This is a genomic window from Gracilibacillus timonensis (assembly GCF_900086715.1).
GTDB lineage: Bacteria > Bacillota > Bacilli > Bacillales > Amphibacillaceae > Gracilibacillus > Gracilibacillus timonensis.
In genome coordinates this window covers 415,153-431,891 of record NZ_FLKH01000011.1, presented here as the reverse complement: position 1 = coordinate 431,891, position 16,739 = coordinate 415,153, and the positions used below count along the sequence as shown (strand labels likewise).

Here is a 16,739-nt window from a genome sequence, read left to right as displayed (position 1 = left end):
CGAGCCATCCTTCTTTCTTTTATGATGAAACTGGAAAATTTGTTTATTATTCTATCATACTTTCAACCTGTATGAAAGGTTTGATTATTCAGACTATTTGACGGATGGACATCCCGAGTAAAAACTACCCGCTCTATTCATTCTCTTACTCCTCTGTTATACTGCCAATAGAGGAGTGATGATATCCAAAATCTAAAAGTGAGGAGAAACTATTTCTTAATAATATTTATTAGTTGTACTGTGGGGATAGTCATTCGAGTTATTGGTACTATTACTAATAAGGAAGCGCTGTTTAACCTCCACCATGTTGATATTCTCATCTTGTTTATCTTATTTATCATTTGTCTAACAGGCTACCTGTTAAGTGGTAAACCCTCCGATTAACTATTTTACTTGATGGAATATGACAACCTTCATAACCAGTTTATTAAACCTTTTGATGATCCTTGCACCTGTCTGTTTATCTGTAACCAATAGTTAGGTTATAATAAAAGATATACTACACGCAGAACATCATGCTTTTTGAGGTGAATCAAATGAAGATATTAAAGAAACAACGGCTATCTGAATTAGTTGCAGAAGAGATAAAAAGCTACATAAAATCGGAAATGCTGCAGGAAGGGGATCGACTCCCCTCGCTTGTCACACTAATGGAATCCTTGGACATTGGTAGATCAACATTGCGAGAAGGACTGCAATTACTAGAATCACAAGGATATCTAGAAGTCTTAAACGGGAAAGGCACGTTCGTAAAAAATACAAAGCCTTTTCACATCCAAACCGCTTTTGAAGTAGAAAATGAACGGGATTTTTTGCTAGAAGCGTTGGAGGTGCGACTTGCTCTGGAAGGAAAAGCGGTTGAATTAGCTGCCCAAAAAGCAACATCAGCAGATACAGATAAAATGACATCCCATTTAAAGGAATATGTCCGCTGTATCCATGAACAGGAACGAGACAAGGCCAATCAGTCTGACTTTTTATTTCATCAAGCCATTTATGAAGTGGCGGACAATGACCTATTAAACAGTATTATCGACTCAGTTTGGGATACCTTTCACCAGTTTTGGAACGAGCCTTTTGGAGTAAAGGACATTTTTGATCAAAGCTATCCTTATCATGAAGACATGCTGGAAGCGATTAAAGCCCATCAACCTCAAAAAGCGGTAGAGGCATTTGAAAAAATGATGGCATCCGTTAGACATTCGATCGAGGATTATTAAATCTAGTTTCGGTCAAAAAATAGCGAAATACCCATCCTGGAGTGTTCCATTGATGAGCGTTTCGCTATGCTGTCGACTTCTATTTTACGAATCTTCATTGATTTCTTTAACGACTTTTGCCGGTACACCTGCAACTACGGTGTTTTCAGGGACATCCTTCGTAACCACCGCACCAGCTCCAACTACTGCGTGATCCCCAATCGTCACACCCGGCAGAATAGTTGCTGCCGTTCCAATCCAAGCATGTTGCCCAATATACACTGGAGCAGCATAGGTCGTACTTCTTGTTTCCGGAGTAAAGCCATGATTTAACGTTGCAATATTGACATTCATACCAATTAAGGCTCCATCCCCAATATAAATGCCTCCTCGATCTTGAAAAGAACAACCCGTATTAAAAAATACATTCTTACCAATATCAATGTTCTTCCCAAAATCCGTATAAAATGGAGGAAAACACATAAACGAATCATCGACATCACTATCCGTTAATCTTCGAAAAATCTCAACAATTTCTGCCTTCGAGTGATAGGACGTATTCAGTTCCATCGTTATTCTTTGCGCCTCATAACTACACTGGGTAAGCATAGTGTGCAGTTCTTTATCTTCTCCGCTAATTGGATTTCCTGCCTTACAATAGTCAATAAACTCCTGCATATCCATGTTATCGTTTCCCTTCTATCGATTGTGCTTATCATTTACCATTTGGATCATCTTTTGAAACATGATTTTCCCCTATCCCATGGCAATTGTCCACTAATCATATACTAACATTTCTACACTTGCTATTGCTACTGCTAAGCTGTTAAATATTACTAGATGGCTTCCTAGTTTGTAGAAAAAACGGAAAACTAATGGAGACGAAAAAGAGCACACTATTGGTAACCCCTGGCATTCCGTTTGAAGATACCCAACAAGCAATGGAATATTCTGAATCTGGCAGGGCCAAAGGGAAAATTATTATCAAAATAAAGTGAAATTGTCATTGGGGTACTTAACGCTGTAGTAACAAACAGTCACTAAATTAGAAAGAAACCTGCATTTCACTCCATTAGCAGGCCTCTCTTCTATTGTTTGTATACTCCTCCTAGTTCTGTTCTTTTCTCTTCACCGCTATCCAGATCTCACTATATACATCATCCAGATTGGTATAATCTTCTACAAATGAAAGCTCTGGCGCCTCGACCAGCTCATAATCGGAAGATGGCAACCATTCGGAGACGATTTTAGCCCAGGTATCCTGCATTACTTTAGGAAATGCACCCTTAGAAGAGAAGATGGCCCATGTAAGACTTGGGACCTCTAATACGTCCAAGCCTTCAAAATGACCAGTCTCTGTTGTAAGCATTCCTATCATATGATCCAGAAACCCTTCCTCCTTCATCCTACCTTCATCAAAATGATAGGAAGCATTCATCACCTTTTTTGGCTCCATATTTGCATATTGGTGCATCGTTTTTCGCTGTTTATCGGTAATACTACTAGCCAATTGCTCGATTTCGCGGTTCACACCTTCAAACTGCATCGGAACACGGCGTTGAACACCAATCACGTTAAATGCCTCTTTCTCAACGATTTTATAATCCATATTTACTCCTCCTTGAATGGTTAATTGGAAGGAGAGCTTCGGGAATGTTTTTAATGATTGCCTGTGTTGCTTGCTTATCTCAGAAGGACTAAAACCTGCCCACTCACGAAAGGCTCGCGAAAAGCCATCCACCGAATCATAGCCATATTTAAACGCCAGATCAGTCACCCGGACGTCTTTTCTTAATAAATCAAATGTTGCATCGGATAGCCTACGTTGACGGATATAAGCTGTTAATGACATTCCAGCTAAATAAGCGAACATTCGACGGAAATGATAAATCGATGTGCCCGCGATCCTCTCGATTTCCTGTTCGTCTATGGTCTGATCCAAGTGCTCTTCGATATATTGCATAGCCTGATTCATGCTTTTCAACATACCTTTTCCCTCCCTTCCATTGCTTTCTAGTATAGCGAAAAGAGACAATCGTCACCCGACAAAAATGTAACGACTTTTATCGGATTTTTAACTTGTTAGTAAGACTTTTCCTTTTCGACCATCCAAGGCAGCGAGAAGGGCTTTATCGATAGATTTCAAAGGAAAGGAAGCCTTCACTGGCAATAATTGCAGCCGTTTTTTCGCTGTTAATTGTACGATTTGCTGCAGTGTATTGTGCCACTTATGATCCGTTACCTGCTGATTCCAATGTCTCAGATGGAAAAGGTCAGCCCGTATGTCTCGCCGTAATGCTTGCCAATCAATTGGTATGCCCGATAATAAACCGATACTAATAAAAGAACCATTCGATTGTAAGCAGCCTGCTAAATCCACTGCCTCCTGTCCACCAATCGAATCGATAGCGGCGTCTGCTCTCAAACCATTGGTGAGATCCATTACCGTTTCATACAGCGGATATCTAGAGGTGTCGATTACCGCTGTTGCACCAAGTTCCAACAAGTCTTGTGAATGTTTCAGATTTCTCGTCACAGCAATGAGGCGAAAACCCACAACATTCGCTAGTTGGGCGTACAGATGACCAATCATTGAGCCACAGGCATTCACCAGCAGTGTCTGACCTGCATTTAACTGCAACTTTTCCATGATCGTTACCAAAGCCGTCACCGGATTGATATAGAGCTGAGCGGCAGTAGCATCCGAAATCGAATCAGGAACAGGTATCGCAAAGGGTGCCGGGACTTTGACAAAATCCTGCCACGTACCTTCCCCGCGTAATGACAGTACTCGTTTTCCTAGTATCGATTGTCTCACTGATGATCCAACATCCTCCACTATGCCAACTCCTTCATAGCCAGGGGTGTAAGGCAATGAAATCCGATTGGCATAGCTACCATTTACGGGAAGAATGTCGGATGGATTGATGGGCCGTGCGATCATACGGACCAGTACCTCCGAAGCCTTTGGCGGCTCAATATCCTGATATTCTAGCTGCAAGACCTCATCAGCCTTGCCAAATTCATAGCAACAAATGGTTCGCTTATGCATGATGGAGATGTCCTTTCTTACCTTCTGCTGTTGTTCTTTATATACCTAGGAACATGATGAACAATAGTCTCAAAAATCATTCCCCACTGTCTCTCTGAAAGATAACCTATCGGGAACTGATTATCAACTCCTAATTTTTTCCTGACTATTTTTAATTGTTTGTGTGTAAATAGCTGAGCAAGGGCGATTCCAATAGGCATATCCGGCTTTTTTAACAACGGCTTTACTACTTTTCTAAATGCATTTGCATGCTGGCAAGCAATACATGGTTGTTTTTTCCTCGTAATGATTACCAATGCAGAATCAACCTTAGGTGGCGGGGCGAAGTTGGTTTTGGATATATACCTTGCTATTCTTATATCAAAATACATTCTCCATTGCAATACATAGTCATCCTTTATCCGCTGAGATGTGAAGCGTTTGGCTGCACCCTTTTCCATCACTATCAAGGCTCGGGACAGATGATTATACGGATTACCTAGCAATGTCTTCATAATCGGTGTCGTAATAGCATAAGGAATATTAGATACCACCACAAACGCTTTTTTCGGTAAGGCAAACCTTAAAATATCCTGATCGATCACTTTGACACAATGATTGTCAGCAAATTTCCGTTCTAAAACGGTCAAGAAATTTACATCCTTCTCCACTGCCAGCACTTGATTAGATTTCTGGGCAATCGCTTCTGTCATCACACCTTTACCTGCACCAAAATCAATCACGGTTTCCTCTCGCTGTATCGAAGCTTGCTTCACAATACCTTTGATAATTCCTTTGTTGTGCAATAAGTGCTGCCCTGGAAAATTGGGTGGCTCGCCTCTTTGTATATTGCCATCTTTACCTCCCTTACTCATATTTCTATTGATCCTCTTATGCTTCTTTTGTTTCCTCATATTTTTTCATCTCCTTTTTTCTAAATCAAGACACAGTTCTAGCCCATATATGATCAGAAAAAAGGGGTCTACACCTACATTAATAAACCTTTTCAAAAAAGGACATACAAAAAGAGAAAGGCAGTACATCCACCTTTCCCTTTTACATATACCGAAGAGAGATTATAAAAATGGACAAACGTATCCCGTATTGCTCTGATCACTACAGAGCTAATGAACTATTCATTTACCAGTTCAAAACACGGAATATTAAGATCATTCGGTAAAATCCCTCCTTAAGTTAATACCTGTATTATGGCAAATATCGGGATTGATTGCAAGCCTTTTTTATTCTCATGATACAGCTTTACGTTGAAAATACAGATAACCGCCAATAAAAAATAAGACAAAGCTGCCGCCAACCACGATGAATAATTGCCCCCATGGTATGAAAAAGACGTTTTCTGCCTCTCCACCAATATTCATCATTAAAAACGGTTGTGCCCAAGGGTAAAAGGGACCAAATCGTTCCGAATTAACAATTAAAAGTGTTGGCAGGGTGAAGATCACATTGACTGCAAATGGAGCAGCGAAGCTTTTAAATAACAAGGACATCCATAGTTGTAAGGCGAGCAAGGGAAAAGCAGCGACCCAGCCGCCTAAGACTGCTTTCCAAACAATCTCACTAGGAAAAGGGTCGGTAATCCCATCGATCATGCCTACCAGATAAACGGCCCCCAGATATAAGAGCTGCAGCAGCAATACAATCAATATTAACAGCAGATATTTCACCAGAAAAACGCGCCCTCTTGTGACAGGCAAGGCCAATAATTGTTTCCAACCTCCTGCTTGATGTTCATAACGACAAATGATGCCGGCAAATACTGCTGTAATCAATGGAAGAAACAAACTGCCATAGTTAACATTGATGGTAACTAGTTTACTTTGCCATTGGTTAGCTCCTCCCAGATCATAGGTGACGGACATACCGATCATTAATACAATCAATGGGGCAGTAAGTACCAGCAACATAATCTTTGATTTTCGTAATTTATACCATTCCGAACTCATCGTAGCCAACATCTATTTAACGTCCCTTCTTTTGAAATCTGTCATGCCAACCAAATAGATAGCAATCCCTACCGCAATACCTAATAAACCATTGATATAGGGCTCACCCCACTCATTATCCAAGGTTGGCCATTTCCAAATCACCCAATCCGGTAAACTCATCGAAGCATAGGCAAGAATCACACTAATCACACCAATCGTTGTCGGAATCGCCTGATTTTTACAAACGAGGGCAAGCCACAGCTGCAAGCCAAGCACAGGTAAAGACGCAAAGAATGGCAATAGGCTATGCTGAATGATTTGCAAATAGGGGATATCCTCACCTAAGCCTAAGGTTAATCCATATAGATACGTCAAAAGCAGCAATACCAGTGAGGAAATAAGCAGTAAACAACTTATCACCGTGAACTTGGATAAATATACTTCTCGCTTAGATATCGGTAAGGCGATTAATTGTTTCCATGCATTGGTTTCATCTTCAATACTCGCCATAAAAGAGGTCAAAATAACAATCCCTAATATGATGGCAAGTGGTGTAAAAGAACTGACAAGTGATATATACTGCTGCCAGTGATCATCGGTTTGCTGAAATAGATAATCTTTACGGAATCCATAATTGACCATTTGCAGGGCAACCACACCAATCGGTCCAAGTATACTCAGAAACCAAAGTCCTTTATATTTAATTTTCAGAAAATCCGTTTTTAGTAATCGAAGGATCATCCTGTCTGCTCCTCCTTTGTCATCTCAAGGAAAATATGCTCTAGCGATCGTTTCTCTTCTTCCACACGATAGATAGACAGGCCTTGTTCAATCAAATATTTGACCGTTGCCGCAACACGTTCATCCCCTTGCATATGGATGGCGACACTATTTTCCGTTAAGTCTGCTCGCTGACCGTTTGCCAGCAACACCCGCCATGCTGCTTCATTGTCATTTGTTTTCAATTGGATCGAAGGCTTCGCGAATGTGCGCATTGCCTCAATCGAATCCTGAAAAATCATCTTGCCCCGGGAGACAACACCAACTGTCGTAGCCATTTGATCGATTTCCGACAATAGATGACTAGAGATCACCACCGTCATACCATATTGCTGTGGCAGACTTTTGATCAGCTGGCGCATTTCTATAATACCAGATGGATCTAAGCCATTCGTGGGTTCATCTAAGATTAATAGCTCTGGTTTATGCAGCATCGAAGCCGCAATTCCTAGGCGTTGCTTCATCCCTAATGAAAAACCTTTCACCTTTTTATTGGCTGCACCTTGGAGTCGAACCAAATCTAATACGTCATCAATCCGTTTTTTAGGCACATCAAGGATTTTTCGAATGGCTTCTAAATTTTCACGGGCTGTCAAATGGGGATAATAAGACGGGTTTTCCACTAAGGAGCCGACCCGTTTTAATATATCAATTCGCTCCTTTTTCAAATCTTTACCGAAAAGCTGAATGGAACCATACGTTGGACGCATTAAGCCTAATAACATACGAATTGTCGTCGTTTTCCCTGCTCCATTCGGCCCAAGGAAACCATATATCTCTCCCTTTGGTATGTTCATTTCCAGATCCGCTACCGCCATTTCTTTCCCGAATTTTTTAGTTAATCGTTTGGTCTCTACGATATATTCCATGTTTATCACCTCTATTCTTATGATAGAGGTTCAAGGTTAAAATGGAGGTGGCATTTTGTTTAAGGTTTGTTTAAAAAATGGGGATTATCTGCATTTCAGCAGTGAACGGAATGCAAAGCTGAGTATTCTTATGGACTGTGGAATGAGATTTGCTTTCCTCAGTCCGCGAGATTCGTTCTTATGGACTGTGGCACGCGTTTTGCACTCCTCAGTCCGCGAGATTCGTTCTTATGGACTGTGGCACGCGGTTTGCTCTTCTTCAGTCCACGAGATTCGTTCTTATGGACTGTGGCACGCGGTTTGCTCTTCTTCAGTCCACGAGATTCGTTCTTATGGACTGTGGCACGCGGTTTGCTCTTTTTCAGTCCGCGAGATTCTTACGGACTGAGGAACAGGATTGGCGCTCTCCAGTCTGCGATTCGCTTTTTTTGTCTGTTACATTCATTGTGCAGACTCCAAAACGGGATTGGCATAATTTCACCTCTTGTAGAATTTCCCAATGAACAAAAAAAGCGAACCTCCAAAAAAGACTCGCTTCTTCATTATTTATTTTATTCCACCTTTTTTCGTATCGTCCCAGGCAAAACTGCCGCCTAATACGTCACGCACATCATGAATAACAACAAATGCGTCCTTATCAACAGTAGAAATTATTTTTTTCAAACGCATCAATTGGTACTTATTGATAATCACATAGGTCATATCGGCGTCTTGTTTTAGATAACCACCATAACCTTTAAATACCGTCACACTAATGTTCATTTGGGCAATGATTTCATCGGCAATCTGGGGCGCCCTTCCCGAAATAATACTGACTGCTTTCCGTGGATCTAACCCTTCCATCACTATATCGGTAACTTTTTTAGCTACAAACAAGGCCACAATCGTATACATCGTATTTAGCGGACCTATAACAAGCAAGCCAGAAAGCACAATCACAATATCGAATACAAAATTAGTCCGTACTAAATCCCAGCCAAGCCTATCTTGACACATCCTGGCGATTAAACTCGTTCCTCCCATGGCACTTCCCGTCCGGAAAATAAGACCTGTACCAAAACCGATAAATACCCCTGCGAAAATGGCGGAAATAAGAGGATCACCCAAATTTCCAACTAGATTCTCTGTACTATATATAAAAAAGGAAATCAAAGGAACCGTCAATATGGATAAAAAGATCGATCGTTTCGGTAAATAACGGAAACCAATCGTCGTCACAATGGCGGTTAATATAAAGGTCACTATCCCTGGAGACCAGCCAAAAGCATAATGTAAAATAAGCGAGGCACCTGGCACTCCACCTTCTGCCAATTGGTTTGGTATCGCAAGCAGTGTCAACGCAAGGGCATAGACTAAACAACCAATAATAACCATCACTAAATCTTTGATGAATTTATTCATGCACATGACCTCCCCTCTGTTTTAATACTCTTTCTATTATTAAGAGGTTAAGAGATTTTGTCAATACGTGAATTCGGTCATTCAGCGATACTGAATAATCCTAATCGTTGTGCCTCGTTCACTTGAATCTATCTTCCAATCAAGCCCCATGCCTTTCACCATCATATCAACAATCGACAAACCAATACCGGCTCCTTGCTGATTGCTATTCATCTGCATCCCTTTTCCTCTGTCCGAGATAACAAAGGCATCATACGCCACTGTTGACTCCGTACTCACTGATACATATTTACCATCACCGGCATGACGCAGCACATTTTGTAATAGATTATCCAGAATGCGGCTAAACCAAAGGGGATCTATCTCCCACTTTTTTTGTAAAAATGGCTCAATTTCCATATCGATGGTAAAGCCTTTCCGCTCAAATACCGAATACCACGTCGCTAAGCATTGGCGCACATGGCGAATAATATCTACTTCTTCTACTTCCTTCTGGTATTTACTCGCCATTAATAGGGTATAAGACATTAGGTTTTCAATTAGTTTATCAATATCGCGGATTGATTTCTCCACTAATTGTATCGACCGCTGGGCTTCTGCTGGCAGGTTCTGTTTTTCCAAAGTAAAGGCTTGGGCATTGATTTTGGTTAATGGCGTCCGTAAATCATGCGATAAATTGGCAATCAACTCTCTGCGTAGCTGCTCTTCTTCTTGTTCACGCTGCTTGCTTTCGCGCAATTCTTTTACCATCTGATTAAAGGATTTTTCTAAATCACCGATCTCATCCTGTTTTTTAACTTCAATTAAAATGGGCAAGCCGTCGGTATCACGAATGGCCATCGCTTCCTCCAACTGCACCAATCGCTTTCTTATGCCCCTGAAAAACCAAAAGAACAGGATCAAAAAGAGAATGACTACGCCAAATGTCAGAAAGATACTCGCCCAACCATATCGCTCTGTCACCGTTTGAGCGGGTGAGTGCAAAACTTGACGCGGCAGCTGAAAGACAACAAAACCGTCACTCTCTCCTTCTCCCAAGAACGCAACCACCGTAAATGGGTCGTTGTCATAATGATCTTTAATAAATCGGACCGTATAGCCAGCGTCCCATTCTAAAGGGATATCTTCGTTAAGATTATGCTCCGCTGTCAGCACACCATCCCCATTAATCCAAAACATAGCAGCCTCCGGGTATTCCTTTTGCCAATCTGCAAAAATTTGTTGGATGCTCTCCGCTGAAGTCTCCTCCACTTGGCTAGCTGCTTGATGCCACTCCTCTTCCAACTGCTCGAAGCTTTCCTCTTGGGCTAATTTTTCATCTTCCGTTAGCAAAAGGAAAGAATAGACAATCACAAGATACGCCGCATACACCAAAAACAGGGCGATAAAAATAAACAGTAGATACTTAGCAAACAAGGATCGCAGAAATCGTTTCATCGCTTCACCCGATAGCCAATGCCACGTATGGTCTCGATAATCACTGGCTTGGCGGGATTCTCTTCCAATTTTTCGCGCAAATGACGAATATGCACCATTAATGTCTTATCCCCTTCAATATATCGCTCTTTCCATACCCCTTCATATAGCTGTTCTTTCGTTAATATTTGATTTAAATGACGAATAAAATATTGAAACAGATAAAATTGCTTGCCCGTTAGGATGATCTCTTGTTTTGTATGTGTGTCGATAACCATCATAGACTGCGTATCGATTTCCAAATGACCAATTTTTAGAACATCCTGCTGCTTTTGAAAACGACGCAATAACGCCTCCACTCTGGCTGCCAATTCTTCCGGATAAAAAGGCTTGGTCAGATAATCATCAGCAAAGCTTAATCCTTCGATTTTATCTTCTACAGTCGAACGTGCCGATAACATAATAATCGGGATATCGTCATTGACATTTTTGATTCGCTTACCGATGGAGAATCCGTCTAATCCTGGCAACATAATATCCAAAATGGCAAGATCCATATGAGGCAAATGGGCATCCATTCCTTCCCCTGAAAGCAGCCAACATACCTCATGACCTCTTATTGTTAATTCATCGCTCACCCATCGGCCAATTTCCTGTTCATCTTCAATATATAATATCTGTGCCATCTATGTCATCCTCCATTTCTCATACTCCATCCCTGTCATCATATCAAGAAAAAGGGAAAAAGCGATAGACTTTCTCTTTTTTTAAACGAAATTTAAACCGATGTTGGCATCATTGTTTATGTTATCATGAAGGTAATGGAACATTGATGAAAAGGAAAAAAGTAGGTGACGATATGAAAAAGGCTATTTTGTTTTTACTCGTTTGGACCCTATTTTTAAGTGGTTGTACAAAAGAGGAAAGCAGCGAACAGATCTATCAAACGCAACAAGCAGCCATTCATGATATTTTTAATCAATATCATATAAATGGTTTCTTCGTACTGATCGATACAACCGATAATCAGCAGCTTTTTTTAGCTGAAAATAAGGAGAATTTTTTTGTGGGTGACATTAAAGAGCGAGAAGGTGGATTTGTTCCTCGCAAACTAACGGCTAATATCGCATTAAATAATACGACTGGTGCAACATTTGAGGTTCCTATAGAAGATCAAAACTACATGCTCACCGTGACTTCCGATGCAAAGGAGGGAAGCTTCTCCGTGCCAAATTCTAATTATTACTTTGATCTTGTCACAGAAGAAGATTCTCATCGTATGGTCGATGATTTTCGTGTTATCGACCAAGATTCCTTGTGATAAGGGGATTTTAGCTTTGCACAAAGCCAAAGTCCCTTCTCATGTTTTAGATGCGCTCTAAATGGGTATCCTGAAACTTTGTCGGATATTTTAGCCCATAACCAAACAATCGATCCATCCCAATATGGGCAACCCAAATCAAGCTAATCAACAACAAAACCGTGTGATGAATCGCTACACTCAAGATAATCAAGAGCATTGGTATCGTGTAGGTATGAAAAAAGTTATATATGATGGAACCAATCTTATTATTTTTCATATACCCAATCATAGACAAATCAGGTGCTAACAACAAAAGGACAAATGCAAGCCAATGAAATTCCAGAACAATAAAATAAACATAAACACTTACTGCTAAAACCGCTAACCCCTCTACCCGTAAAATCGTTGTCGTTTTCATTCTACACCTCCACCTTTTATTGAACGTTGGTCAATTAATGCGTAAAAATTTTATCTTAGACCATTTAACAAAAATTGAACATGTTGCTCTGCCATTCCTTTGACATCTTCGTACGTTAATTCTGGGAGACCACAATAATAAGCAACAAAACCATGTAAGGATAAAAATATTGACCAGATCAGCCTCGGATCCATTTGATTCCCGGATAATGCGTGAAGAACCGAAGCGAATTTTTCATACGTGACATTTGGCTCCTGCTGCAGCTTACTTTGCAAACTTTCCTCTTGCATCAGAAACATAACCCGATAATGATCCGGGTGTTTGATACCAAATTCAATATAGCCTAACAAAATGCTGCTCAGTTTCTTTTCTACATGTGTATCTTCTTGTAAAATATCATCCAACGTTTCATTAAGCAGGTTAAAATCTTTGGCAACCAGACTGTAAAACAATTCCGCTTTATTTTTGAAATGATAATACAAAGAGCCATGGCTATAGCCAAGCGACCTTGCAATTTTTCTCATCGTAACATGCTGGTATCCTTCTGACACGAACAGATCGCGTGCCGTTTCCAGAATAATTTCCTTCGTTAACTCTTGGTTCACCGCTTTTCTCGCCGCCATCTAAACACCTCTTCTTAATTGACCATTGTTCAATTAACAGCATAACCTGACCTTGTTTGATTGTCAAGATATGTAGGAATTTCACAGCAAAAATTAAAGTAAAACGAGATTTATTAATATATTGAAGTGATGATTTATGGGCTATTAGTGCTATGGTTAATTGAAAATTATTAATCCATCATACACCAGTCATTTATATAGATCTCCCCCTTATTTATTTTTAACATAATTATAATGGGTGTTATAAATAATTCCTGCTATCATACCCACAATCACACTTGATTTGAGCATCCCAATTAAGTCGTTTATATTACCAAAGAAGACTATATATAGGATACTTGAAACCATCCCCCATAAAAGAGCGCCAATGGCCTTTAGCAAAACCTCGCGATTATTCAAATGATGATTTTTACTGGAAAAAGTAATGGTTATGGAGGATATCCCTCCTATTATGAAAGCAAAAAATACATGGATCATTATCTTCACCTCTCCGTCATTCTCATTTATATCATTTTAAATAGTGGTAAGTTGCTCATTCCCTGTTTCATATTCTCTATATAAATCCTGATAATACCTATTCGTATGTATTAACTCCTCATGCGTCCCCGTCGATCGTATTTCCCCTTGATCCAAAACGACAATGCAATCTGCCTGTCTAATAGTAGAGGCGTTATGTGCAATTACCAAGATTGTTTTTTCGTGTTTAAATTGCTGTAAAATAGCTTGAATCTGTTTTTCGGATTGATAGTCTAATGCGGAAGTCGCTTCATCAAAGAGAAGGATCGGCGCATCACGTAAAATAGCTCGTGCAATCGATACTTTCTGCCGCTGTCCACCTGATAAATTCACACCTCCTTCGCCCGCTTCCGTAGCCAATCCTTGCGGTAAATGATGGATGAGATCATCTAATTTTAGTGTTTCTATCAGATCTACTATTTCAGCCTCACTGGCCTCCGGTTTACCATATCTTATATTCTCTAACACGGTATCAGAGAATAGATAGTGATCTTGACTAACAAAAGAAAAATAACTCATTAATTCGGCGTATGACATCTTCTCAATCACTTGATGATTAATTTGTATCGAGCCTGAAAAAGGGAAAAATCCTAATAGTAACTTAAAAATCGTCGACTTACCTGATCCATTATGTCCTGCAATAGCTATAAATTGATGGCTTTTCACCTCTAAAGTGATATCTTTTAACACTTTTTTGTCTTCTTTTTCGTAGGCGAAGCTAACATGGTTCATCGTAATACGGCTGTCTTCCTTCGCAACCTTATGTTTTTCGGGAAATTCCTCAAATTGTTTATTTTCTTGAAACACACGGAATATTCGATCACAGGCAGATAATGATTCTTGCGTTAACCCCCACACCTGCGCTAATCCCGAGAATGGCCAAACGACATGATTTAATAATTGGATAAATGCCAAGAGTGCACCAACAGTAATATCGCCAACTAATACGAAATACGAACCAAACCCAAAAGCTACTAAAAAGGTTAAAAATCCTATTGCTTGTGAAGAGCCTTGTAAAGCAGCCTGTGCTTTCCCTTTTTGCAGGTCATGCCGAAAAATCGTCTTAGCCAGACCTTGAAATTTTCTGGACATGGCTGCACCTAACACGTAGGTTCGGACAAAAGGAATATTACGTACAGATTCCTGTACAAAACTTTGACTATGAGCGACCTGTTCTTGTAACTCGCCAGACACTTTTCTCATCGATGAACCAAAGATTTTTCCAATCAAAATAATTAATGGGCCTAAGAGTCCGCATATTAAAGCTAACTGCCATTGAATATTTAATAGAAAAATAAAAGCAGCTATCGCAACTAATGGACCATGGATGAGACTAATCAAGGTACTACCCATTAAGTCACCTACCACATTAACATCGTTAAATATTTTGGAAGCAATCTGACCAGATTTTGTTTTATTAAAAAATGTTATCGGTAACTTAAAGTAGTGATTAAATAAACGAGTACGCAGATCATTTCTTATATAGGAGGCAATATAATTCTTGATTAACACATCAAAATAATTTTGAAAAAAGGTAAGTATCAATAAAACAATCCCCAAAATTAAAACAAAACGAAATCTGTCGGTATTCCCAATTAAAGCGGAATCCGTAATATTCATCATAAACCACGGCAAAGCCAAGTCTAAGAATATACCGGTTAATAGGCAAATGAAGAGCAATAAATATGTAAGCCTTTTCTTTTTAACATAAGCAAATAGTTCTGAGCGAACACTTTCCATTTCCATCCACACTCCTTCATTTCTCAGATATCACTGTATTTGTACTCTGTAAAAATAGTCCATCTTAGAGCCATTTTCTAATAATGAATGTTGTGATCTTTCACTGTTGGCTTGGGGTACTGGTATAATCATGGTGAGAAACATAATGATGATATATAGGCAGGAAGTGATGCTAACAGATTATTGATCATTTTTCTATCTTTCAATCATTGCCGCCTCTTTATTTTCGTCTAATACATGACCATCTATCTATATATTACCATATTTTCACTTCTTTAGGTATCATGCTTTAAAAATTAATTGTCCATTTTGGTTTTAATCCAATCATTAGCTTTTGAAGAGGCTGATTTTGAGGCAATAACAAAGGCGATGGAGAAACAGTATAAAGCAGAAGCATAGCTTAACTTCACGATTTTGTTGATAATGAAGCTATAACGAATAGGAGGAGAAATGCACATGTTCGAAGCAATAGACTATTTACAAAATGGCAACACCAGACAACAACAGGCTCACCAAGCCATTCAACGGCTACAATTGCTGGAGGCGTTGCGGGAATATCAGCCAGCCTTATGCGGAACAATTCCCATTGGCATTGACATCGCTAGTTCGGACATTGATATCATCATGGAAGTACATGATCATCCCCTTTTCGCAGCAAAAATAAAGGCATTATATAGCGATCAAATATTTTTCACCATCAAAGGAACCCCTATTCGTGGAAAATATGTGACCAAAGCAAACTTTCGTTATCAAGGGTTTGATGTTGAATTGTTTGGCCAACAGCAACCCGTTCAGCAACAGCATGCATATCGCCATATGGTGATTGAAAAACATCTGCTTGATCAGCATCCAACGCTCTAAAAGAACAAGGGGTGAAAACCGAGCCAGCTTTTTGCCAAATCCTTGAATTACCAGGCGATCCCTATCAGGCATTGATTGAATATGGGTTAGCAGAAGGGATTATCTTCAATAGTTGATTGACTATCGTATACACCATACCGTTATCCTGCAATGGAAACGCTGCATCAAAGATTTTTCCTGTTTTTAAAGAATATTTTTCCTATTATAAGGACAAGATATGACTACCTTTATTTTAGTTTTATTGTAACTAGGACATTGCTATTGCGGTGAATATTATCCGTAATGAAAAGCAGGTACCTCTTCTTTTATTGACAGAAAAACAATATTAGCTTAAACTAAAGGTGTAAATTAATTGCGAGATGACATTGGTAAAAAGAAGTTGGAGTGGTTCCCAACTTCTTTTTCTTTCTTTATAGAAAAGACCACCTTCATAACGAAGGTGGGAAACATTATAAGAGCAAGGTTTTGATAAAGTAATAAACAGTTTTTATACTGTTTGCTACAACACTAACGATGATCGTTAGGTGGTTCGCTGTAGCTACTCTATCTGATTGTCGCTCCTGTTTCTTTTTTTGTTTGCGAGATGACATCGGTTTCACCTCCCTCCAGGGAAGCCTGTACATTAACAAATTCGTT

Annotated in this window: 20 protein-coding genes; 5 read left to right on the top strand and 15 right to left on the bottom strand. The window is 39.7% G+C overall.

The features are described from left to right. Positions 1-536: 536 nt before the first annotated feature. A complete protein-coding gene (locus BN6556_RS09375) occupies positions 537-1,220 on the top strand; it encodes a FadR/GntR family transcriptional regulator (protein WP_066190159.1) in 684 nt (227 codons plus the stop codon). Positions 1,221-1,304: 84 nt separating this feature from the next. On the opposite strand, the gene BN6556_RS09370 is transcribed toward BN6556_RS09375, so the two are convergent. Next, positions 1,305-1,883 (bottom strand): sugar O-acetyltransferase, encoded by a 579-nt coding sequence (locus tag BN6556_RS09370; RefSeq protein ID WP_066190157.1) that lies wholly within the window; start codon positions 1,881-1,883, stop codon positions 1,305-1,307. A gap of 146 nt (positions 1,884-2,029) precedes the next feature. Here BN6556_RS09370 and BN6556_RS22630 point away from each other — a divergent pair, with 146 nt between their 5' ends. Continuing rightward, complete coding sequence (locus tag BN6556_RS22630; protein WP_262361301.1) at positions 2,030-2,197, top strand: zinc-binding dehydrogenase; 168 nt, start codon at positions 2,030-2,032, stop codon at positions 2,195-2,197. Between the two features lie 110 nt (positions 2,198-2,307). Here BN6556_RS22630 and BN6556_RS09365 read toward each other — a convergent pair whose 3' ends face one another. From BN6556_RS09365 to BN6556_RS09325, 9 genes are all read right to left on the bottom strand, one after another. Beyond that, the gene (locus tag BN6556_RS09365; protein ID WP_066190155.1) at positions 2,308-3,186 is read right to left on the bottom strand and encodes an AraC family transcriptional regulator; all 879 of its coding nucleotides are present in this window, start codon (positions 3,184-3,186) and stop codon (positions 2,308-2,310) included. 87 nt (positions 3,187-3,273) lie between these two features. Then, the gene (locus tag BN6556_RS09360; protein WP_066190152.1) at positions 3,274-4,251 is read right to left on the bottom strand and encodes a zinc-dependent alcohol dehydrogenase family protein; all 978 of its coding nucleotides are present in this window, start codon (positions 4,249-4,251) and stop codon (positions 3,274-3,276) included. 17 nt (positions 4,252-4,268) lie between these two features. Next, positions 4,269-5,144, bottom strand: coding sequence for a 23S ribosomal RNA methyltransferase Erm (gene erm / locus BN6556_RS09355; RefSeq protein ID WP_078060011.1), 876 nt, complete (start codon positions 5,142-5,144; stop codon positions 4,269-4,271). A gap of 333 nt (positions 5,145-5,477) precedes the next feature. Next, complete coding sequence (locus BN6556_RS09350; RefSeq protein ID WP_066190149.1) at positions 5,478-6,206, bottom strand: ABC transporter permease; 729 nt, start codon at positions 6,204-6,206, stop codon at positions 5,478-5,480. Then, positions 6,207-6,917 (bottom strand): ABC transporter permease, encoded by a 711-nt coding sequence (locus BN6556_RS09345; protein ID WP_066190147.1) that lies wholly within the window; start codon positions 6,915-6,917, stop codon positions 6,207-6,209. Beyond that, positions 6,914-7,825, bottom strand: coding sequence for an ABC transporter ATP-binding protein (locus tag BN6556_RS09340; protein WP_066190145.1), 912 nt, complete (start codon positions 7,823-7,825; stop codon positions 6,914-6,916). Before BN6556_RS09340 ends, BN6556_RS09345 begins: the two co-directional genes overlap by 4 nt. Before the next feature lie 546 nt (positions 7,826-8,371). After that, a complete protein-coding gene (locus BN6556_RS09335) occupies positions 8,372-9,226 on the bottom strand; it encodes a YitT family protein (RefSeq protein ID WP_066190142.1) in 855 nt (284 codons plus the stop codon). An 81-nt stretch (positions 9,227-9,307) separates the two neighbouring features. Next, entirely contained in the window at positions 9,308-10,663 is a 1,356-nt protein-coding gene (locus BN6556_RS09330; protein ID WP_066190138.1) for a sensor histidine kinase, read from the bottom strand. After that, entirely contained in the window at positions 10,660-11,328 is a 669-nt protein-coding gene (locus BN6556_RS09325) for a response regulator transcription factor (RefSeq protein WP_066190135.1), read from the bottom strand. The genes BN6556_RS09330 and BN6556_RS09325 overlap by 4 nt, the downstream gene beginning before the upstream one ends. A gap of 173 nt (positions 11,329-11,501) precedes the next feature. Here BN6556_RS09325 and BN6556_RS09320 point away from each other — a divergent pair, with 173 nt between their 5' ends. Continuing rightward, positions 11,502-11,963, top strand: a complete 462-nt coding sequence (locus BN6556_RS09320) for a hypothetical protein (RefSeq protein ID WP_148436713.1) — start codon at positions 11,502-11,504, stop codon at positions 11,961-11,963. A gap of 46 nt (positions 11,964-12,009) precedes the next feature. Here the strand turns inward: BN6556_RS09320 and BN6556_RS09315 are convergent, their stop codons facing one another. The 4 genes from BN6556_RS09315 to BN6556_RS09300 form a co-directional block, all read right to left on the bottom strand. Continuing rightward, on the bottom strand, positions 12,010-12,363 hold the full coding sequence (locus BN6556_RS09315) for a DUF4260 domain-containing protein (RefSeq protein WP_066190130.1): 354 nt from the start codon (positions 12,361-12,363) through the stop codon (positions 12,010-12,012). 50 nt (positions 12,364-12,413) lie between these two features. Further along, the gene (locus BN6556_RS09310; protein WP_066190128.1) at positions 12,414-12,986 is read right to left on the bottom strand and encodes a TetR/AcrR family transcriptional regulator; all 573 of its coding nucleotides are present in this window, start codon (positions 12,984-12,986) and stop codon (positions 12,414-12,416) included. A gap of 210 nt (positions 12,987-13,196) precedes the next feature. After that, a complete protein-coding gene (locus BN6556_RS09305) occupies positions 13,197-13,463 on the bottom strand; it encodes a hypothetical protein (protein ID WP_066190126.1) in 267 nt (88 codons plus the stop codon). A 36-nt stretch (positions 13,464-13,499) separates the two neighbouring features. Further along, positions 13,500-15,242: an ABC transporter ATP-binding protein gene (locus BN6556_RS09300; protein WP_161485681.1), complete on the bottom strand. Its 1,743-nt coding sequence runs from the start codon at positions 15,240-15,242 to the stop codon at positions 13,500-13,502. A gap of 456 nt (positions 15,243-15,698) precedes the next feature. Here BN6556_RS09300 and BN6556_RS09295 point away from each other — a divergent pair, with 456 nt between their 5' ends. Next, the gene (locus BN6556_RS09295) at positions 15,699-16,103 is read left to right on the top strand and encodes a DUF4269 domain-containing protein (protein WP_316245318.1); all 405 of its coding nucleotides are present in this window, start codon (positions 15,699-15,701) and stop codon (positions 16,101-16,103) included. A gap of 11 nt (positions 16,104-16,114) precedes the next feature. Next, positions 16,115-16,219 carry a DUF4269 domain-containing protein gene (locus BN6556_RS22745; RefSeq protein ID WP_316245317.1) on the top strand — a complete coding sequence of 35 codons (105 nt, stop codon included), beginning with the start codon at positions 16,115-16,117 and terminating at the stop codon, positions 16,217-16,219. A 333-nt stretch (positions 16,220-16,552) separates the two neighbouring features. Here BN6556_RS22745 and BN6556_RS22065 read toward each other — a convergent pair whose 3' ends face one another. Then, entirely contained in the window at positions 16,553-16,693 is a 141-nt protein-coding gene (locus tag BN6556_RS22065; RefSeq protein WP_161485680.1) for a hypothetical protein, read from the bottom strand. Positions 16,694-16,739: the final 46 nt, after the last annotated feature.